This is a genomic window from Rubritalea tangerina (genome assembly GCF_042683245.1).
GTDB lineage: Bacteria > Verrucomicrobiota > Verrucomicrobiia > Verrucomicrobiales > Akkermansiaceae > Rubritalea > Rubritalea tangerina.
In genome coordinates this window covers 19,952-41,383 of the sequence record NZ_JBHUJB010000036.1, presented here as the reverse complement: position 1 = coordinate 41,383, position 21,432 = coordinate 19,952, and the positions used below count along the sequence as shown (strand labels likewise).

Below are 21,432 nucleotides of genomic sequence, written 5' to 3'. Positions count from 1 at the left end.
TATGGGTTAGTAGAAATTTCTATCTAGAATCTGTGTGTCAGTGGCGTGTCTCAGAGGGCCGCCACGGAAGGGGGCGTATCCTGTACCCATGACCATTGCGAAATCGATATCTGCTGCGGATTCTGCAATGTTTTCATCGAGGCAACGTGCTGCTTCTCGGCTCATGAGTATAACGAGCTGGTCTTGAATTTCTTGAGAAGAGAGAGACGGAGATGATCCAGGTTGGATGTTAGGGTTTGGTTGGGTCGCTCCTTGGTTGTGAATATAGAATCCCTCTCCAGATTTTTTACCTAGCACCCCTTGCTCTAACAATTCGTCAAATAATGTGGGGATAGTGATGTGATCTGGGAATGCGTGTGAGAGGGTTTGAGCAACGTGGTGGGCGACGTCGAGGCCTACTTCATCGAGCAGACGGAGGGGGCCCATGGGCATACCGAAGTTAAGCATGGCATTATCGATTTGTTCGGGAGCGATGCCATCGGCGAATAGTTGAGCGGCTCTGATGAGGTAGGGGACGAGTATGCGGTTGACAACAAAGCCGGGAGAATCTTGGACGACGACTGGGAGTTTGCCGATTTGTTGGACAAATAGGATCGCGGCGGCCAGCGTTTGTTTAGATGTTTTTGGGGTGTTGACGACCTCGACGAGTTTCATCATTGGCACTGGATTAAAAAAGTGGATTCCGACGAGTCTTTCAGGATGAGAGATGTGATCAGAGAGCTCTGAAATGGGGAGAGCAGACGTGTTCGTGGCTAGAATGGTATCTGGAGACATTAGTTCAGAGAGTTGCTCAAAGATTTTCTTTTTAAGTGCGAGGTTTTCAGTGGCAGCTTCAATCACGATCTCGCGATCCAGGAGAGGCAGTGCGTGAGTGGTGGGAGTAATGCGGTCTAGTGCAGCTCTGCTTTGAGTGGCTGTTAGGATGCGTTTTTTTTCTGAGGTGTGCAGTGTTTTCTCAATGTTTTTCATACCTGCGGCTAGGGCATCGTCATTGATGTCTTTTAAAATGACCGAGCGTTTTCGGGTGGCTAGCCAGTACGAGATCCCAGAGCCCATGACGCCTGAACCGATTACAGCACACTGGGTGAGTGTGGGGGGCTGTGGGCCATCTAGTTTTAGCTTCTTTGCTTTTTCAGAGGCAAAGAAGAGGCGCATTAGTTGCTTAGCCTCTGAGCTAGTGCTGAGCTCTTGGATGGCATTTTTCTCGTTTTGGAGGCTTTCGTTGAGGCTCACTCGGACACTATCACAGAGAACATCAATGGATTTATTGAGAGCTGGGTAGAGTCCTCGTGTTTTTTTGTAGAGGCTATCGCTGGCTTGTTTGCGAATGAGGGCAACAGTAAGAGGATTGTGCTCTAATAAGTGTACAGGGAGTTGGCGCTTGGGACGATTCGTGAACGACTCGGCGAATTCAAGGAGGTGTTCTTTTGGGCAAATGTCATCGATGAGGCCTTTGTGTTTCGCAGCTTTTGCTTTGAGAATTTTTCCTGAAAGTACTAGAGGGAGGGCTTTGCTGAGCCCGATGAGAGCTGGGAGTCTGGTGGATCCGCCCCAAGCGGGCAAAATACCCAATTGGGTTTCGGGTAAACCGATGCGTGTAGCGGCATCGTCAGACGCTACACGATAGTCGCATGCAAGCGCTAATTCATAACCACCACCGACGCAGGCCCCATGAATAGCCGCGATGGTGGTGATATGAAGATTTTCGAGCTTGTTGAAGACCGACTGACCGAGTGTGATGAGCTCATTTAGGTCATCCTTTTTGGCTGTTGAGAGTGTTTTTAAATCTGCACCTGCGATGAAAATATTTGCTTTTTTCGAGTAGACGATAAGAGCTGTTAGGGTACTACTCTTAGGGATGGCGTCTAGTAGCTGATTGAGTTCGACGAGAGTGTCTTTATCAAAGATGTTAGCCGAAGAATCTTTGCGATCGAATATGAGGTGTGCAATCGAGCCGTGGGTTTCTAACAATAGATTCATATTACGTGAGCCTTTCTATCCAGAGAGCAGCTCCCTGGCCTCCACCGATACAGAGTGTGGTGAGGGCGTGTTGTTTATTCTGCGTTTTTAATTGGTCTAGGGCCGTGATGACGAGTCGTGCCCCGGTGGCTCCGACTGGGTGTCCGAGGGCGATGGCACCTCCTCGCTGATTGAGTTTGTCGAGGGGGATTTCTCCGAGTGGGGCATCGAGGCCAGCGCGTTTTGCCAGCGCGCTAGAATCTGAGACTTTGAGGCAAGCGAGAGCTTGGGCGGCGAAGGCTTCATTGAGTTCAATGATGTCAGCTTGTTTGATACAGAGGCTTGTTTCGCGGAATAACTTTTGCATGGCAAAGAGTGGTCCAAGTCCCATGCGGGTTGGGTCACAGCCAGCGTAGGCGTAGGCTCTAAGTCGACCGATTGGTTCAAGTCCTAGTTCTTTACCGCGGATGGAGCCGACCAAGAGCATGGCTGCTCCGTCGGTAATTTGTGAGCTGTTGCCGGCGGTGACCGTTCCTGTTTTTTTCTCAAAAACGGGTTTTAGTTTCGCCAATTTTTCAACCGAGGAATCTTCACGGATACCGTCGTCAGCAGCGACGGCACGGCCATGCGTATAGATCGGGCTAATCTCTTGATTGAGAGATTCTCTGGCAGCGGCGGCATTGAGGTGTGATCGAGTAGCGAACGCGTCTTGTTCTTTGCGAGAGATCTCGAATTCTCTGGCTAGTAGCTCCGCTGTTTCTCCCATATTAAGGCCACAGTATGGGTCAGTGAGGCCTTGTTTAAGCCCGATGATGGGGGAGAAGTCATGTGGGCGGAAGCGAAGTGCTGCTGTTAGTTTCGCAAGTGAGCCTCGTGCTTTTTGTAAGGCTGCAAATTTTTTAATAGCTGAGTGGCGAAAGAGGACAGGTGCGTTAGACATGCTTTCAGTTCCTCCGACAATGAAGAGCTTACCCTTCTCGGCGTGCATGCGTTCATACGCGCTAGTGATAGCTTCCATGCCGCTGGCGCAGTTTCGGTGGACGGTGGCGGCAATGACATTCTCAGGCAGACCAGCCCTGAGGGCTATGACTCTAGCGATATTTGCGGAGTCAGCGGGCTGGCAGACACAGCCCATGACGACCTCATCAATGGAGTCTGGAGGTACGTTAGATTCCGCTAGGAGAGCACTAAGAGCATGCTTACCGAGGTCAGCAGCAGATAGGTGTGCCATGGCACCACTCATCTTAGTGAAAGCAGTACGGGTAGTTTTGTAGATGTAGAGCATTACATTCTAGAGGGCTGGGATTGTGGCTATGGGGAGGGGCGATTATCGACGAGTTTTTGTTCTTTGAGTTCTTTGCCGACACCTTGGAGTTCGCGCATTGTTTTCCAGTCTTGAAACTTGATAGAGTTAGGGCTGAGTTCAGTGCTGTCTCTGAGTCGCCGGGTGATCTCTTTGGTGAGTTGATCTTTCTCAGTAGTCATTGCAACGACGTGGATATGGATTTCGTCGAGGCTGAGCGGGTCATCCTTTTCTTTTCGCAATTCGATTTGCCAGGCACCGACACCATCGGTGTCATCGAGGACGTGTTCGAGTTGGTTGAAGTCGACTAGAGTGCCTTTGAGTTTGCCGATTTGGAGTCGTTTGATATCGGAGACGCGTGAGATTTTTCCCAAGATTCTGGGGCAGGTTCTCCCGCAATAGGGGCAGGGTTTTGTCGTGATCCCACCGTCGGTAAGGTCACCAGTGCGGTATCTAAGGACAACTGAACCACGTGCATTGAGTGGGGTGAAAACAATCTCGCCTGGGGTTTCTTCTGGGACACGTTCTCCTGTATCGGGATTGATGATTTCGACAAAGGCTAGGTCGGGGTAGAGATGGAAGCCGCTAGGCTCTTTACCCTCAGGAGTTCTGCATTCGCTGAATGCTAGTTTTGCTTCTGTGAAACCGTAGGTTGAGATGACATCGACGTGATCGGCACCCATATTGCGGCAGAGTTGTTTGAGTTTTCTGCGCATCCCGAGAGGGACCTTTTCACCACCGAGCACGAGTCGTTTGAGTTTATTCCATTGCATGCCATTGTCGTGGGCGTGCTGCAGGAGGTGGTAGAGGAAGGTAGGCATTGCGATGATCGCATCTGGCTGGATTTTGTTGATGACTTTGGCATTGCCTGAGGTGCCCATGACTTTTCCTCCGCCAGTACTGAGTACGAAGCAGGTGTTACCTAGGGCTGAATACCAAGCTTGCCAGAAGGCGAGGTGGGGTGCGAATGGGAAGGCATTGATGACTCGGTAGTCTTGAGGGGCCTCGCAGAGTTGCATAAGTCGGAGTCCTCCTGCTTCTAGGTTTGCTAGATCTTGTTTAGTATAGAGAAAGGGAATAGGTTCTGCTGAGCGCCCAGTGGTAGAAGTCATATGAATCGGGCGTAATTCTTCGGCGAGCTGGTGTTTTACTCCTCTGGGGCCGTAGCGCAGAACTTTGAGCAAGGTGCTAGCCTGCTTTTTAAGAATTGCTTCATCTGGGATGATGACAAAGTCGCGGGTTTCACCGAGGTCGCTTTTGGAAGTGAATGGTAGTTTTACGAGGTCATCAGTGCTTTTGATGTCATCAGCGGTTAGTCCGTTCTGTTGGAAGACCCTGTTATAGTAGGCCGAGAAAGGAATGACTCGGTCTCGAAGGAACTTATGGAGAAGCGCGGACTGACGGTGTTTGATTTGGTCAGGCGACGCGCATTCCCACCAAGGATTTCTCGGTGGTTTCATCGTCGTTAATGGGTATAGGTTCTAGGAGTTTTTTGATTTCTGGCATTGCTTTTGTGGCCTCGCGTCTACCGAGTTCGATGAACTGTTCGAACTGGTGGTATTCGTGCCATTGGCTGCCGTGGGAGATCGGGTGAATACTGACGTCTGCTCGGAGGCAGGAGTCGTGAGCCATGCGGATTTGTGAAGCGCGTAGCGAGCGACGCAAGTTGTCTATCATGTTGCCTGTGGCGCCTGGGTTGATTTTACTTCCGAGGATGGTTAGAGCCCGTTGCCACCATGATTCGAGCTCAACTTCTTTTTCACCCTCTGCGGTTTCAGCGGCGGAGAGGTGGGTATCGATATCTTGGAGTGTTGGGACAGTACTGACGGCGATGATTTTATCGACATCTGTAAATTTTTTGAGGGCGCCTACTGGGACGGGGTCGACGACACCGCCGTCGGTGCAGCGCATGCCATCAATTTCGACAGGGACTATGATGCCGGGCATGGCACATGAGGCGTGGACAGCGTCGAGCACGCTACCTTTGCGAAAGACGATGCGTTCGTAGGTGTCTAGGTTTGCAGCGATGACTAGGAGTTTGCGATCGAGCTCTTCAAATGTGACGGTTCCGATTGAGCGTGCTAGTTGTGCCTTCACTTTATTTCCGTAGAAGACGCCACGAATGGGGGGGATGACTGGGTCAGCTAGCTTGCGCATAGTGTTAGGGTCTTGCATTTCTGCAGCCAGCTTCAGCATTTGTTTAGCGTTGTGCTTGGTCGCCCAGAGTGAGCCGATGTAAGCACCCATGCTGGAGCCAGAGACTGCATGAATGGGGATGTTATTTTCCTCAAGGACCTGCATGACTCCGATATGGGCAAGGGACTTGGCACCGCCGGAGGAGAGGGCTAGACCAATACGAGGGGGACGGAGTTGTTTGTTTTTTACTTCGGCAGATGGAGTCCAAGGGCTCAGACGCTTGAGGAAGGAGATAATGTGCTCTTTGGCGGAGCGAGAGTCTGTGGGAGATTCTGTCATGGGTGACGAAATAGAAAAAGAGGTAGGGTGTACTATAAAATGTGAGGGGTTTATTATCAAGGAGTTTCGTTAGTGTTCGGTGTTAGTGTGTTTAAAACGCACAAAAAAAAGCCGCACACCCGGGAGTGGGTGTGCGGCTGGTAGAGAATGTGTTATTGGCTTAGGTGGTAGAGGCTCCACGAGCCATGACGACCTTACCTGTGCGCACGGTTTCAATGATTTCAAACCCTGAGAACATCTTGATCGCGGCATCGAGTTTGCTGCTATCACCGGAGATCATCGCGATCATGGATTCGGGGGTGAGGTCTACGGTTTTACCGTTGAAGTGGTCGATGACCTGGAGGGCTGCGGTACGGGTCTCTGTGTCTGCGATGAGCATTTTCACCAGCAAGAGCTCTTTGACGACGGAGTCATCAGCTTCGTGCTGAATGCAGTGGATGACATCGATCAGCTTGGAGACTTGTTTGATAATTTGTTCTAGGCCATTAGAATGGCCGGTGATACCGATGGTCATCCGTGAGAAGCGGTCATCGCGGCCTTCGGAGACAACAAGGGAGTCGATGTTGAAGCCCCGTCTCGCGAAGACCTGAGTGATACGCATCAGGACACCGGGAGTGTTGTTAACAAACACGGATAGGGTGTGGCTGCTGTGGTCAGGTGACTTGTGAGCCGGGCTGTCAGTGGTAACAATTGTTTTCGACATTGTTATAAATTGGGTAAGTGGTCAGAGGCTGTGAGTCCTAGGTGGAGCCTTTAGGTTTCGCCATTTTATGTTTTGGTGGCTCGGTGAGCATATCTTCGAGTGCGGCACCGGCTGGGATCATTGGGAAGACATTGTCTGTTTTTACACACTCGGCATTAATGAGGATAGGACCCTCATTGTAGTCGAGGGCTTGTTGGACGATGCGTTCTACATCCGCTGGGCGTTTGATGTTGATGGCTTTGATGCCGTATGCGTTTGCGAGCTTGACGAAGTCGGGGTTGCCTTCGAGGTCGACTCCGGAGAGGCGGTCTTCGAAGAAGAGCTCTTGCCACTGGCGCACCATGCCGAGGTAGTGGTTATTGAGCACGACGATCTTGATTGGTAGTTTGTGGATTGCAGCTGTTGCCAATTCAAAGAGGGTCATTTGGAATCCGCCGTCGCCACAGAAGGTGATCACTTGACGGTCTGGGCATGCGAATGCTGCCCCGATGGCAGCAGGGAAGCCGAAGCCCATAGTGCCTGCTCCACCTGAACTGAGCCAGGAGTGCGTTTTTGCATTTCTGTAGAACTGGGCAGCCCACATTTGGTGTTGGCCAACGTCGGTGGTGACGATGGCTTCACCTGCGGTTTGCTTGTTAAATTCGTCGATGACTTGCTGCATGCGGAGGCCACCTTGTTTGCGGTAGGCGAGCGGGTAGCGTTTACGGTAGCCATCGAGGTGGTCGTTCCAATCGGTGTGTTTCGTTGGTTGGATTTCTTTAAGGAGCTCGGTGAGGGCAGCTTTCGCGTCGCCGACGATCTCGACGTCAGGCGAGATCATTTTGTTCATCTCAGATGGGTCAATATCGATGTGGATGATTTTGGCATCGGCACAGAATTTGTCTGGCTGCCCGATGATACGGTCATCAAATCGAGATCCGATATTGAGGAGCAGGTCGCACTCGACAACTGCTTTGTTAGCATAGGCTGTCCCGTGCATCCCGAGCATTCCCAATGAGAGTGGGTGGGTTTCAGGGAGGGTGCCTTTACCTAAAAGTGTGGTGGTGAATGGGCAATCGAGTGTTTCGACGAGGGTGAGTAGTTCGTCTTGTGCACGGGCGATCATGGAGCCTTGGCCAGCAAGGATCAGTGGACGTTTTGCCTTCTTAATAAGTTTTGCCGCTTTCGCCACAGCATCAGTATCGATGTCAAATGCTACCTCTGGGTTATAGCCAGGGAGGTCGAACTCTTCGTTCTTCTTGTCTTTAAGTTTACCGGTGAATGGTGCGGAGCTGACATCTTTAGGGATATCGATCAAGACGGGGCCGGGGCGGCCAGTGGTGGCAATGTGGAATGCTTCACGCGCGATGCGTGGGAGGGCATTGGTGTCTTTCACCAGATAGTTGTGTTTTACCACTGGGATGGTGATGCCAAAGATGTCTGCTTCTTGGAAGGCGTCTTTACCTAACATCCAAGTGACTTGTTGGCCGGAGATAACAATCATGGGAACGGAGTCCATTTGAGCGGTCATAAGACCAGTGATGGTATTACCTGCTCCGGGGCCAGAGGTGACCAAAACGACTGCTGGTTTGCCTGTGGCGCGTGCGTATCCATCTGCCATGTGGCAGGCTCCCTGTTCGTGGCGTGCGAGCACGAACTGAATATTTGATTTGACTGTCTCAAGTGCATCGAAGATAGGGATGGCAGCACCTCCGGAATAACCGAAGATGAATTCCACGCCTAAGTCGTCGAGGGTCTTGATAAGAGCTTGTGCTCCGTCTAATTGTTGCTTAGCCATAGTGAAAATGGTTCTTGTGGGGGGAAGTTGCCACTTATTGTGATTTAGTAAACTCAAAAATGCTCATTTTGGGTGAAAGTTTTAGTAGTTTACTTTAGATTTTCTTCGAAAACGATGAGTTTAGGGGGGAGTTGTCTGATTGGTTTCTTGTTGGGTGGATGAAAATAGGGTTTTTGTGAAGCTAAGGAGATGTTTTAAAAATCTTAATTGAGGTGTTGCCAAGTCGGGGGCGATGCCTATAGTGGCGGCCAACTCAGGGGGGCTGTAGCTCAGTGGTTAGAGCAGGGGACTCATAATCCCTTGGTCGTGGGTTCAAGTCCCACCGGCCCTACTTTTATATATCAATGGTTCTGGGTATTTTCTAGCAGGTTTGTGAATGTCTAGTATACTGGTTTTTCTGACGCAGGTTTTCTCGGGGAATGTCTATTTGAGGCGGCTTGGAGTTTGTGGAGTGAGGGGCCCTTTTTCAAGCATGTGACCGATTAGTAATGTGCTGTGTAGCTGTACTCAATCCTCATGAGCGCGTATTTGTCTGAGTGACCGTAAATTAAAGCAAAAGGCAACCAAGAAGGTGGGGAAGAAGAGTAGCCATCAACTCTGTGGAGCAAGGAGGGTGGAGTCAACGCACAACCATGCTCTCTCTGGTTGGAATGACTCTGGTCCACACTTCAGGATAGTAACTTTACTTTCCGCTAGCCGCTCTCTCTGTTGTGCTGAAGCCCTGAGCAAAAAAAACGGCTCCCACCACAGAGGGGAGAGCCGATGAAATCGATTAAGAAGCTTGGCAGGATCTACTTGCGGCGACGTAGAATTAATGCCATTCCACCCAAGCCGACAAGTGCGGAAGCGGATGGCTCGGGCACGGCGACCACCGTAGCTGTGGTAAACCCGTCAGCCGAGGAGATCGAGAGGGTTCCCCCTGAGGCGCTCAAGGGAATATGGTTGCCAGAGCCGCCAGCGCTTTCCACTTCATTGTTGACCGCGTCCCATGTGCCATACCATTGGAAGGTGCTTCCAACGCCTTCGAGTGCGATAAAGCTGCCTTCCTTTTGTTGCTGAACGCTTGCTTGCTCAGCCGTCATGAGTACCGAGCTCCCCCCCTGAATGGTGAGTGTACCTACCTCAGACGTGCCTTGATGACCTAGACGGAAGGTAGTACCTACGATTTCAAGCGTACCTCCGCCGTTGACAATCCAGTTAGCTGGGACATCGTTGGCCCCTACGTTGTTTCTACCCAGATAATAACGTTCGGTACCGTCGCCGGTGACAGTGACGCCAGAGTTGATCGTCCAGGTGGCTGTAGCCTCATCAAGGAAATAAAATTCGTTCACGGTAGTGTTGACGGCGAATGTCTGGGTGGCCAAGGTCGCGGCGTGTGCGCCGATACTCAGGCCAATGGCAGTGATCGTGGTAAGGATGCTTGTGTTTGTGATTTTCATGTTTTTTTTTGATAATTCAGCTGATGGAGCAGACGCTCTCAGAGGGTGAAGACCACGGGCGTGGCCATCATGACAAAAAAAGTAGACTTTTTTACGGTTTTATTTTCACGGCATGCCGAAATGGCTGATCAACAAAAATGAGGGTGTTGGGATCGCGCAGGATATGGTCGGTGTAGTAGTGTGGTTTCTCGAGCCATAACTTGAGGACACCGTTTTCAGTTTTCCAGTGGCAATTGCGGAACCCGAGCGCTTCGCCTCCGTTTGCGAACTGGGACACTGAGCCGTCCGGATGAAATTCCCTTATCCAGGTCACGCCATCGTGGGTGTACTGCCAGCGCCCAATGAAGTCGCTGTCCTTGCCGGCATAGGCCGTGCCCTCCTCAAGCAGGAGAACTCCCTTGGAGGTGTTTTTTGAAGTGTTCTTGAAAGGGGTAGTGAACTGCATACGAACTTTCAGTATCCATTTTCCTTTGCTGAAGTCTTCGTCAGGGATGTGCAGGTGGTAGATGTTGTCACGGGTTTGTCGGACATGGCCCGTGAAGCCATCGTGCACATCGCTGGAAATAAGCCGCTTATCATGCCAGAGCGTGGCTTGCTTAATTTTGATGGGGGAGCGGCCTGACATGACGGCTTTGTGGCCTGACATCCATTTGACGAGGGCCCGGTATTCGCCGGGTTTCCAGATCAGGTGGGAGATGTCGAAGGATTTTTCAATTTCCCCCGGGGTGCTTATGTTCCAAGAAAACTCACGCGAGGGAATATGGCGAACGAATTGGTCGCGCTCGAAGGGGATGGAGCTTAGCTCTTGTGGGTTGTCGGCTGACTGAGCCAGGGCATGGTTTTTCTCGATTAAGGCGATATCCTTGCGGCCTTGCGGGTGGAGTTCCACCTCCCCCTCGAAAACGCCCACGGAGAGGTCGCCGTTGCGGTCCAGCTGGACACCGAACTCTGTGCCGAGGTCTACTACTTTGCCGTTCGGATAGTCAACCGTGAAGCCCTCCGCGCCTTTGGGGACTTTGGCGACGAATTTTCCGTAGGCGAGTTGGCCGTGGTTGTCACCGGTGATTGTGTAGTGTGCGGGTCCCTCGAGTATCATGCTGGTGCCGCTTGGGTAGTTGAGTTCGATGAGCCCGGATTCGATGGCGATTTCCTTGGGGTTGCGAATATCTTCGGGGGAGGCGGTCCAACGGACGCCAAACATATTGCTGATGGTGGCGTGAGCGGCTGGACTGGATTTTTCTTGATTGGCTAGGCTAGGGCCAGTCTCAGGTTTTGGCGGGGATGACAGCTGCCAGCCGGCGGCAAAGGCGAGGCAGGCCGCAGCGGCTGCAGGCAGCCAGAACCTTGTGGGATTGGATTTTGCGGAGGTGGTGACCAGGTCAGCTAGTTCGGCGTTTTCGGTTCCGTCCGGCAGATTTGCTTCCAGTTCCATGCTTTCGAGGTAATAGAGCATGTGAGCCTCGTCCTGAAGCAGCTGGTTGAGCCGGTCGGCCTGCTGTTGGCTGAGCGGCGGGTTATCGAGCTGCTGATCGATGATCGCCCTCAGTTCGGATCGTTCGTGTTGACTCATGCGGGTTGTTGGCTGTGTTGTTTTTCGATGCAGAAACGTAGACTTTGACGAATACGAGACATGGCTTTATGAATGCTGTTGGGCTTTTGCATGGTCGTTTTCGCAAGCTCGGTGAGCGAAGCATTTTCCATGTACTGCAGGCGCAGCAGCAGGCGTTCCTTGGTGCCGAGTTTCTGGATGCAGCGGTGCAGGTGGCTGAGCCGCTCGTCATCTCCGTTGAAATACGTGGCGGCGGCATGGGAGATCTTCTCGACCAGTGCGTCAGAGAGATCAACGTGGTTGCGGCGTTGGCGGTCGCGGATATGGGATTTGACACGGAAGTAGGCGATTTGGAATGCCCAAGCCTTGAAATTACTGCCGCGATCGAACTTGTCGAGGTGGGTGAGGATGTAGGTGTTGGTTTCCTGAAGAATATCATCGGCGTCCTGGCTATTGCTGAGCATGGAGAGGATGTAGCCTTTGAGCCTACTTTGAGCCTGGGCAAGAAGCCATGCAGGGTCCTCGGTGTCGACAACCTGGATGGTTGTTTTTTTTTCGGGGCGTGGAGAGCTGAATGGTTGTTCAGGCATGATGGAAGTTTCTGAGATTAGTAAGGTCTGAGTCTAGTGTGCGAACCGAGTGGCGACAAGACGATAGAGGTGAAGACCCAAACGTTGTAAAACCTGACGATAAAAATCGACTTTAATTGCCATGATAGACTAGCGTAGAGACTTCAACAAACCAGAGCAGCCATTGTAACCCTGCGGACAGGGGCTTGCCCTCACCCGCAGGAGCTACTATTTAACTTACTCTTCAGAACTTCTCTAGAGAGAGAACTAAAGTTCTTCTAATTTTTCACGGAAGGCAGCTGTCTTACGCTCTAAAGCTTCAGCCGGAGAATAGAGCTTATCGGCAGTGGAAAACTTCCAGACTGTGCCGGGCACAACTTTACCGTCTTTGCGCTTTGTATCGATACGCCAGAAGTAGGAGCTGTTTGCCTTAATTGGAGCTTTGAACTTGTAAACAGAACCTTTCAGAGTTGCAGTTGGCTCACATGTTTTTAGCTCATCTTCAGATTCTGCAATGTAAACCTTCTGATTCGCGGCATTGGCACAGGGAACCCAGCTCAGTTCCTGTTCGTCAAATGCGGCTTGTCCGGGAAACGGTGTCAGGAATTCAGGAACTCCACCATCCATTAGGGTCTTGATGTCCTTCTGCTCCAGCACTCCACTGTATACTCTAAAGTCATCAATAGCACCATTCAGGTTGACAAAGAACATGTCGCCCATCCCCTTGGTAGTTGGGGATCCAATGCGCGGTGAAAAGTTGGTTCGAGGAGCGGAACCAGCCATCTCGCCATCTATATAAACCTTGGCGTCCTTTTTACCCAATACCAAGGCATAGTGGTGCCACTCACCTGCGGAGGGTATTGGGAAGTCAATTCGACCTTCGCCCTGGGTGTCCGGGTTCACAAACTTATCACTGAACTTCATCATGTTTTTTCTGAAATCAAAATCGAAACCATCACTGACGCCCCATACCCGAACAAACTTGGGGCCACACGGCATTTTCCAGGTCGGTGCATAAAACCAGTAACTGAGCGTTTTATATGCGCTTCCATCTCTGTTGATGTCATGAAATAGGCGATATCGATCATTAATCTTAACGGCATTACCAAACTTTCCTTTTAGATTTTCAAACGATTTATCAACAGGAGTCATATCCAAACCACCGACAAAAAGCCCTTCACTCTTGCTCAATTCCACAACGAGTTCAACTTTCGGCCCTTTGACACCATTCATACGATTCCGCATCATCGGTAGTGGATGAAAGTAAGTCGTCAACCTATCAGCCTCCTTGAGGGCAGCCTGAAACTTGGGATCAGACATTTTCTTCGACAAGTCCAGACGAAATATGCTGAACTGGTCACCATATGGGCCTCTAGCGATCGGCTCGTTCTTAAGTTCAATATCACTATTGACGCTCATGGCACCAAGCTCTTTTCCATCCACACGCAAAGCGATGCGATGAAGCTTGAGTTTCGGATGCTTCTTAATTTCCCTTCTACTTTGCACGTTGCTGTATGGCCAGCGATAGAGACTAATATCGTAAACCCCGTCAGGGCAATTGAGAAATGCCTGACCGGTTATATCAAAGCTGAACTCTTTATTGGAATATGGAGCCAAAGCCGCTTTTTCATCATAATGCGTAGTTTTAACCCTGTCATTTGGGTTCACAATATTGCCTTTCCCAGAGAACCAATTATAAACAGAAACGATGAAGCCATCAAAATACCGTTTTCTTGCCCTATAAACATCCCAACAAGCTACAAACGGCTTTGTTCTAAAACCTTCCCCCCAGGGAAGTCCGAGACGACTCCTTTTTGATACTGGTATGACATGGTTGAAAAGAGGATCCAGTTCATAGAGTTCGTCGACATCATCAAAACTGAGGTAACTGATAAGTGTCCGTGTCTGACCCGTTTTAACGTTTACACGAATATTACCGTAAGCCATGCGGCCGGCACTGTCGACGATGCAGTAAGTGAATCGATCCTTACCGGTATAATCCGCCTTAGGTGTATAGCGCAGAGCATCACGACCATTTTTTCCACCTTGAGGAACAAATGTGATGGTTCCCCCGTGAATACTTGTCTTATCAAAATCGGCAATCGCAATATCATCACCATTGACATCAAAGTCGTTAGATAAGCAATCGATGACTGTATCCTTATTTACCCTGCCTTCAAGGTCATCCATCATGGCATAAGGCAGAATGGGAAGCGTTGGAAGAGGCCGGTAGTTGTCATGCATACTCCATTCAGGGTTCTCCCTCTGAAGTAAACGGCTTCTCTTGTGGTTGTTCACAGCGACTACACCGAAAGAGTGACACGCTTGCGCCCAAGCAGGGGTGCTGAGTGGGCCCAGAAGATCGGTCTCCACACCCATACCACAATTATCGCCTCCCCAACCAAGCCAATGACCAAATTCATGGTTCCAGTTGCTAATCGCACATGAGATCCACTGGTCCGTTTTACGCTTTTTGAGTCCGTTGGCAGCACCACCGCCTGCATACTTAAGTAGGATGCTTCCGTCTGCAGGTTTCAGCCCGTTTAGGAATCGGGTTGTTTGCTCGTCGGTGTAAATAACGCCTTCGTCGCCTTTATGGTTAGGGTCTCGATAGCCAGAAGGGATAACGACATTGCTTATCTGCAGTGATTCGAAGCCACATCTCAATGACATAAGGTCGAAGTTGTTTGCTGCGTGCTCGCAGTGCGCCACGATTTTTCGATAGCCATCTAGATTGTTTAATCTCTTCTCGTTTTTGCTATTGAAGAAGTCGGCGCGTATGACGACCCCGGTATCAACAGTAGCAATCTTTTTATAGAAAGCCTCATTCGTCGGTATACCAGATGAAAATGAGGCACCCGGATAAGGAGTAGCGAATTCGAACTTCGGTTTTCCAGATACAAAAGTGAAGTCCTTGCCGCCGTCAAAGTTTTCGGCCCCCTTTTCCTGTACGACATTTAGACGGTTATCAATCAGCGAGCTCCCTTTCGGCTTGTCGGCAGAATATGGACCAGGAGCGATACCGCCTTTGCTGCCCCATCCTTTTGAGGAAATAGCACGTTGAATCGAAATCCTCATCGTTCCGTCATGCAGCAAGGTTGCCGCGACCATGGTATCTGGCAGCGCTTCAACCCATCCTTTATAAGTACGAATCGGGCCTGGGTCGAAATCTTTGACTGCCTTTCCCTTGCTAGCGTATCGTGTTGTGAAATCAGCTCTACGGGCTGATGTTCTCACAAGGAAGGCTGTGAGAGGCTTGCCTCCCGGATCTTTGAATTGAACACGTAAGTGCTGCGGTGGACTTTCTGGGTCTACAACTGCGGATGTTTCAATTGCTGAGGCTTTCCTAAAAAACTCAGCTCCGTTGAGGTTTTCGTGATTTTCATCAGCAAAAGCGGTTGTGTGGCTGATCGCTATTCCGCTGAGAAGTAGGTGAATTGCGCTTCGTGTCTTGAAGCACTTGGACATGAATGAACTTGTGCGTTCGAGTGTGTCTTCTGGTCTCATAAGGTGATTAAGGTTACTCTCAGTCTCTCTTGCGGGAGGTGTCAGCTTGTGCAAGCGCAGTTACTGAGAGGAATTTTTTTGGGGGCGGGGTATTCGGACACCGCCAAAACTTCACATATTTGCGCATCATGCGCGTAAACATGTGTTGTGGCTTGTGAAGACCAAGTTGGCTTAAAACCTGACGATAAAAAAAGTCGACTTTATGTGTCAGGTTCGAGCGGCGTATGGACTTCAAAGGCGATCTCGGTTTTTTGGGAGGCAAGGATAAATGCAAATAAGCAAGATGGGGGGCGACCCCCAGCCTCAAACTCTTAGCTTCCGAGTAGCAGAACCCACAGCAACACCAACAAGTTTCAGATCATTCCAAACAAAAGTGCGAAAGATTCTGAACACTACCGCGTCAGGAAATGGCGGTTTGCGGTCTAATAGAGAACAGAACACTATCTTTACTTACCCCCTTATCACCCCATGAAAGCCTTTCAGAACACCTCACTCAAAAGCAAATTCCTAGCAGTCAGTATAAGCGCTTATTTCTCAGCATAAGCTCATTGACCACCTACTCAATTCTAAGTTCAGGATCCTCTCTTTATGTTTACGAAAACACTTCATCTCATCGGTTTGGCATTGCTCTACCCTAGCATTGCTAGTTACGTCACGGCGGCTCCAAGTTCTCCTCGACCTGCACTCGAAAAGCCCAACGTCATTATCTTCTTTCTCGATGACAGTGGCTATGGCGACATCAGCCACAATGGCAATCCGACAATTCACACTCCCAACATCGATCGCCTTGCCCAAGAAGGCAAAAGCTTCACCCAATTTTACGTCGGTACCGCGGCCTGTAGCGCCTCCCGCTACGCCCTGCTCACCGGACGAGTTCCTGGCCGTTCAGGCTTGGGGTCTTGGGTGATCGGGCCTGGCAGTGCACGCCACATTCACACCAAGGAAGTCACCCTTGCTGAAGGGTTAAAAAGCGCTGGCTACAAAACGGGAATGTTCGGTAAGTGGCATTTGGGCAGCCCCAACGAAAAGAATGACATGAGTACAGATACTCTGCCGCTCGCTCATGGCTTTGATGAATGGGTTGGCACCAATGTTTCCCATGATTACGGCAATGCGCAACTACTTCAGAGTGACATCAATGGCAATACGCCCATCAAAGGATATTCCCGCCTAGCCAAGGATTTACCCTCCGACTTAAAAGCCTCCGAATCGCTCACTGGGCGCTATACCGATGCTGCAGTCAAATTCATCCAAGCCAACAAAGAAAAGCCATTTTTCGCCTATATCGCTCACAACCAACCCCACCTGGGTCTTTACGCCAGCGACAAATTTAAAGGCAAATCCAAACGTGGCTTGCTCGGTGACGTTATGGCCGAAGTCGACGATTCCGTCGCTCGCGTAATGAAGACATTGAAAGACGCAGGCATTGACAAAAATACTCTGGTCATCTTTTCGTCCGACAATGGACCTTGGTTGATGTTCAGAAACACCAAGCAACACGGCAAGTACGGCGAAGCACGTATGCACATCGGCTATGCTCATCCCTTCCGTGACGGCAAAGGCGCAGCTTCCTGGGAAGGAGGATTTCGCGTCCCCGGTATTTTTCACTGGCCGGGTGTAATTGAGCCTAAGCGCGAACTTGAAGCTGCCAGTACTCTGGATATTCTTCCGACCCTATTCAAGATTTGCGGTGCAAGTGTTCCTACAGATCGCAGCATCGACGGCCGCGACATTCGCCCGCTGCTTTCGAGCAAGCTTAGTGACAATAAGGATGTGGCTCCATTCAAGTTCATCTATTCCTACTCCGACAACAAACCCGCCGCCATCCGTCAGGGGCCATGGAAATTACATGTCCGCACCGGATCGCAGCTGCGCGACAACTACGGTTTCAAGGCCGATCGTGAAACTCCTTTGCTCTTTCAAGTTGAAGAGGATCTTGGCGAGCGTATCGACCGCGCGGAGGAGCAACCAGAACTCGCAAAAAAAATGCTCAAAGAACTCGAAAAGCATGAAGCTCAGGTCAAAAAAGAAGGCACTTACTGGGATCAACCCAAACGCTAGTGATCCGTTAGGACTGCTGAAATGAACGAATCAAATTCTGAGAGGATGAATGAGATGCACAAAAAAGGCTAAGAGGACAAGTTTGTCTATTACGTTCCTCTTTTCCAAACCGAGAGAAATAGGAACGGGCACCGTCTACACCTGTCTCTTCCGACATACATTATTTTTTGTCTCATACTTCAGTGCTGGATAGCCCGGGAGCAAGCCGAATATCGTGTTAATCATGGCCGACGACATTGGTGTCGAATGTTTTTCCAGCTATGGCGGCAAAGATACCAAGACGACCAATCTTGACACATTGGCGTTAAGTGGTCTGCGTTTCACGCATTGCCATGCGCAGCCATCATGCACACCTTCGCGGGTACAGGTCATGAGCGGGCGCTACAACAGTCGCAACTATCAGGGTTTCGGCTGGCTTGACCCGAAGGAAGTAACCGTCGCCAATCTGCTCAAAAAGGAAGGATATTCCACCTGTATCGCCGGCAAATGGCAGCTTCTTCGACATCACTAAGACAATCTGGAAAAGAAGTCGTTAAAGCAGCTAACAGCCGTGCAGGAAACTATCAAAATTAAACTCCAGATAGCTCTGTAAGGCTACCTCCACAAACAGCTCTAAAGCCGACAAGCTCCTTTACCTTCTTCGGATATTGCTTGGTAATGTTCAGCCACTTACTGATACTTTTTTCAGATTTTACAGTTCGAGCTGCCCCATTTTTATGGTGAACGATCCATTTATAATCTCCGCGGCGAACTACGAATTTACCTCTATCAAACTTTCGCATATCTATAGCATCATGTGGAGTCCCACTGTTATTATTTGTTAGGTGTGGAAATAGATTTACACCGTCAAGAGGCCTATCCTCTATACTGCGTAAGGAACTCGGAAACCAACTTCTCATACATCAAATTTACCTTCTCTGTAGGGGGCGTTATCAAGGGAGTTCTTGTGTTCAGGGCCTCCGTTGCCTGATAAGAAATACTATTACCTGCGAATGCCAGGCGTCTAACAAGCCCATGTCATCATCGTCAGCACTGACCATGGTAGCATGGGGATGCGTTTAGGGACCGCAATATCTGTGAATCTCGTTAGATATTTCTCTGTAGCTTGTAGAGGTTCATGAGGACCATTGTATGGTTGGAGTAGAATGACGTGCTACCATTGAAACCGACATCGGCATACCCCAAATCATCGCACATGATTACAATTACATTAGGTTTTGTTCTGTTAGCATATGCCAGCCCTATGTTTAAGAGTGTCTCAGATAGTGTTAGTAGATATTTTTTCACAGTAAAAGATGCACTTCTTCCCTCGAAAGATTGACGGTAAATGATCAATCTTTCACAACATTTACTTCTTTGACACACTTTCCGCTTTTGCTAGCGGCACCTTGTACCCAGGCTTCCACCAGCTTTTTCCGGTCACATAGAGGTTATGCTTGCGGGAATTTATCCCCAAGAGATAAATGGTGCTTAAATAGCGAGAGCCACCTCTCCTGTACATGTAGAGAGAGTTTTCACCGGGCCTACGACTCATCTGCAACAGCCAGACGTGGGCACGCATTGCCTCCGAAAGAGCATCTTCATCGGCTCCCCCTAATGCTAGGAATCCCCAGAACATCCCCATCTTGGGCAGACCATGTACATGGGCGAGATGTTTAAAGCGATCCTTTTCATTTCCTAGTTCATGTCGGGTATATCGGATCAACTCATCGGCGTATTTGTCATCCCCCAATAGTCTAGCAGCTATTGCCGTGAGGGCCGTCCTTGCGGCTGAGCCGGCCTTCTGAGTTCCATTGTACCTGTAATCAAGCTTTTTTCCCTCGGCATAGGTTGAGACCCCATCATATCGAATGTATCCATGTTCAGTAGCGTTTCTTAAAAACGCCAGCGATTTCTCAATACGCGTATCATCTACTTTGACACCACATTTTTTAATCAGCGCAAAAGACAGCAAGGTGTTAGCACAAGTGATATTCATTCCCGAACTATTATAATCTCCTCCCCGACATTTATGTCCCGAACCGTAATAAGCATGTTGCCCAGCTGCAAGGATCTTGTAGAGCCTTTCGATTCCTACTTTTACCCTTTCATCTTTTGTTCTCAAATAATATTCACAAAGTACTATCGCCGATGAAGTATGCGTCCAGGTACAGCAATTCGTTCCAGGGCATGTGTCACTTTCCGGGACCAGCTTCATGATATGCTTGCCGACCAGTTTGTCATATTTTGCCTCCCCCATAGAAAGCAGGCCGAGTAAAGTATAACTCCGGAAATACTGGGGATTAAAGGGACTTTCCACACCTTCCACGTCTTCGGCCAGATACTTAGCAAGGCTCTGTGCATAGGCTGCACTCTTAGTACAGTTGAATGGCATCGTCTTTGAAAACCCTCCCACCTTAGACATCTTTAAAGCCACGCTCATCGCTTTTCCATGAATAGAAGTTTCGAAAGCAGTCTGCTCTTTTGAAATTGGACGTCTAATATTAAATATGGCTGAACCTGTTGTTTCAGCTTTCTCTATGGCATTGCCAATATACTTGTCCATAAGCTCAGGGTTGAAAGACTTACCTTCTTCGGGGATGTCTTTGAACAACTGACCTTCTACGCCCAAGATAACATCTCCAAGCTTCAGTTCAGATTTTGCTGCAGGTGAACCAGGTTTTATTGCCGCCACAACATACCCAGGCTTTCTATACCGGCTCACGTAACTATAGAGACCTTTAAATCCTGGCTTTAACTCATCTGGGTTGACAAAATAATTGAAGGAAAATCCTGTAACACTTACAGACTCAGGACCCTTACAGCCTTCTGCTAAAATCTCATTGTTCTCCTTGGCTAATCGAAGCTTACGCAATCTCATAGACTCAGCATAGGGTGCAATGAGCTCCTCAATGGCGATAGTATTCATCAGCCCGTTTCCAAAACCATGAGAGGTATATTCGATGCACAACAATAAGAGTCGCTCTCTGGGATCCTTCATGGCTCTCATCATCTGCACGAGAATAACCCCGCGGTTACCTGAATATGCTTCTTTAACTGCGATCGCTTTCGCTATATCATTTTCATGATCCACTTTTTCCGCCTCAGCTTCACTAAGCTCATGCGCTTTTTTCATAAGCGTTCCTTTCAAGCGAACATACTGTTTCCAAGTTTTTTCCGGGACATAGATACACCCCCACTTTTGCTGCGCTGCAATCCCCCTTTGAGAAGGAGCCTTCTGAAGAAGGTCTTTCAGGTCACCCTCCACTAAGGGTAACATTTTTTTGATAAACTCCTGATTGATATCAGCTTTGAAAACAATATCAAGCAGCTCACTTTCTGAGAGATTTTTCGTTGATTGCTCTTTAGCCTGCAAATGATTAGTCAACATGAGAGTGAGTATCATTACCCAAAGTTGCAAAAATGATCTTTTAAAGTTCAACCCCATTTTCATCCGATATTTCCAACTGCCAGTGTTTTTCTGTGACTCCATTGCTTACTCCTTTTTTTAGTTTGAACCTGTATTCAACTTGCATCTCGAAAAATGAGACCTCCCTTGAAGTCCAGACGCAGCGCCAACCTGACACATAAAGCCGTTTTTTTATCGTCAGCTTTTTTAGTCGTTTTGTTTGTCACCTGAAACAACATGTGTTTGTGCGCAAATAGGTGGAGGTTCCTCCAGAGGTGAAGAGAGAAGTTATCGATTGCTTCCAAACCCAATTGTCTGGAGCAAAACCTACCGGCCTTGAGCTTCTCGGAGAGACCCAAGAATGCTTCCTAGACGAGTGAGCAGGTGTTTGTTCCAAGGAGTAACAATTTTAGCCGTGCTCAGCCCGTCCCCCTGTGGTTGTTACGCTACCCACTACGCCGACAGCTAGTCCGGATGGCCGTTCAAAGTCACCGTTGACCAGAACGACGGCCGTAGGCCTGTCGGCGAACTCGTTCGGTTCATGCTCAAAGGCAAACAAGCTTCTGAGGTCCGCGTCTTTGACCCGGCAACAAACAGGAGTGTGCCCAAAGAACGACCTCTACCAGTTTTACAATCCCTGCCGACATCCACGGCAAACACCGTGTAGAAATCGGCGATGGTAACGGCACATGGTTGATCAGC

At 49.5% G+C, this 21,432-nt stretch carries 13 protein-coding genes and 1 tRNA gene; 3 read left to right on the top strand and 11 right to left on the bottom strand.

The features are described from left to right. Positions 1 to 6: 6 nt before the first annotated feature. From ACFSW8_RS09250 to ilvB, 6 genes are all read right to left on the bottom strand, one after another. Complete coding sequence (locus tag ACFSW8_RS09250) at positions 7 to 1,980, bottom strand: 3-hydroxyacyl-CoA dehydrogenase NAD-binding domain-containing protein (RefSeq protein WP_377089423.1); 1,974 nt, start codon at positions 1,978 to 1,980, stop codon at positions 7 to 9. Between the two features lies 1 nt (position 1,981). Beyond that, the gene (locus tag ACFSW8_RS09245; RefSeq protein WP_377089424.1) at positions 1,982 to 3,244 is read right to left on the bottom strand and encodes a thiolase family protein; all 1,263 of its coding nucleotides are present in this window, start codon (positions 3,242 to 3,244) and stop codon (positions 1,982 to 1,984) included. Between the two features lie 26 nt (positions 3,245 to 3,270). After that, the gene (locus ACFSW8_RS09240; protein WP_377089425.1) at positions 3,271 to 4,722 is read right to left on the bottom strand and encodes a phenylacetate--CoA ligase family protein; all 1,452 of its coding nucleotides are present in this window, start codon (positions 4,720 to 4,722) and stop codon (positions 3,271 to 3,273) included. Then, positions 4,679 to 5,737 (bottom strand): patatin-like phospholipase family protein, encoded by a 1,059-nt coding sequence (locus ACFSW8_RS09235; protein WP_377089426.1) that lies wholly within the window; start codon positions 5,735 to 5,737, stop codon positions 4,679 to 4,681. Before ACFSW8_RS09235 ends, ACFSW8_RS09240 begins: the two co-directional genes overlap by 44 nt. A gap of 160 nt (positions 5,738 to 5,897) precedes the next feature. Then, complete coding sequence (gene ilvN, locus ACFSW8_RS09230) at positions 5,898 to 6,440, bottom strand: acetolactate synthase small subunit (RefSeq protein WP_377089427.1); 543 nt, start codon at positions 6,438 to 6,440, stop codon at positions 5,898 to 5,900. Positions 6,441 to 6,477: 37 nt separating this feature from the next. After that, positions 6,478 to 8,217, bottom strand: coding sequence for a biosynthetic-type acetolactate synthase large subunit (gene ilvB / locus ACFSW8_RS09225; RefSeq protein ID WP_377089428.1), 1,740 nt, complete (start codon positions 8,215 to 8,217; stop codon positions 6,478 to 6,480). 258 nt (positions 8,218 to 8,475) lie between these two features. Here ilvB and ACFSW8_RS09220 point away from each other — a divergent pair. Then, positions 8,476 to 8,548: transfer RNA gene (locus ACFSW8_RS09220), tRNA-Ile, on the top strand. Between the two features lie 460 nt (positions 8,549 to 9,008). On the opposite strand, the gene ACFSW8_RS09215 is transcribed toward ACFSW8_RS09220, so the two are convergent. From ACFSW8_RS09215 to ACFSW8_RS09200, 4 genes are all read right to left on the bottom strand, one after another. After that, positions 9,009 to 9,656: a PEP-CTERM sorting domain-containing protein gene (locus ACFSW8_RS09215; protein ID WP_377089432.1), complete on the bottom strand. Its 648-nt coding sequence runs from the start codon at positions 9,654 to 9,656 to the stop codon at positions 9,009 to 9,011. Between the two features lie 91 nt (positions 9,657 to 9,747). Continuing rightward, positions 9,748 to 11,226: a FecR domain-containing protein gene (locus ACFSW8_RS09210; RefSeq protein WP_377178045.1), complete on the bottom strand. Its 1,479-nt coding sequence runs from the start codon at positions 11,224 to 11,226 to the stop codon at positions 9,748 to 9,750. Continuing rightward, entirely contained in the window at positions 11,223 to 11,795 is a 573-nt protein-coding gene (locus ACFSW8_RS09205; protein ID WP_377178043.1) for a sigma-70 family RNA polymerase sigma factor, read from the bottom strand. The genes ACFSW8_RS09210 and ACFSW8_RS09205 overlap by 4 nt, the downstream gene beginning before the upstream one ends. A 246-nt stretch (positions 11,796 to 12,041) precedes the next feature. Further along, positions 12,042 to 15,281 (bottom strand): LamG-like jellyroll fold domain-containing protein, encoded by a 3,240-nt coding sequence (locus ACFSW8_RS09200; RefSeq protein ID WP_377178041.1) that lies wholly within the window; start codon positions 15,279 to 15,281, stop codon positions 12,042 to 12,044. Between the two features lie 588 nt (positions 15,282 to 15,869). Between ACFSW8_RS09200 and ACFSW8_RS09195 the strand changes: the two genes are divergently transcribed. Beyond that, positions 15,870 to 17,342, top strand: coding sequence for a sulfatase family protein (locus tag ACFSW8_RS09195; RefSeq protein WP_377089441.1), 1,473 nt, complete (start codon positions 15,870 to 15,872; stop codon positions 17,340 to 17,342). A 214-nt stretch (positions 17,343 to 17,556) separates the two neighbouring features. After that, the gene (locus ACFSW8_RS09190) at positions 17,557 to 17,853 is read left to right on the top strand and encodes a sulfatase-like hydrolase/transferase (RefSeq protein WP_377178039.1); all 297 of its coding nucleotides are present in this window, start codon (positions 17,557 to 17,559) and stop codon (positions 17,851 to 17,853) included. A gap of 837 nt (positions 17,854 to 18,690) precedes the next feature. On the opposite strand, the gene ACFSW8_RS09185 is transcribed toward ACFSW8_RS09190, so the two are convergent. Beyond that, positions 18,691 to 20,814, bottom strand: a complete 2,124-nt coding sequence (locus ACFSW8_RS09185; protein WP_377089444.1) for a DUF6288 domain-containing protein — start codon at positions 20,812 to 20,814, stop codon at positions 18,691 to 18,693. Between the last annotated feature and the right edge of the window lie 618 nt (positions 20,815 to 21,432).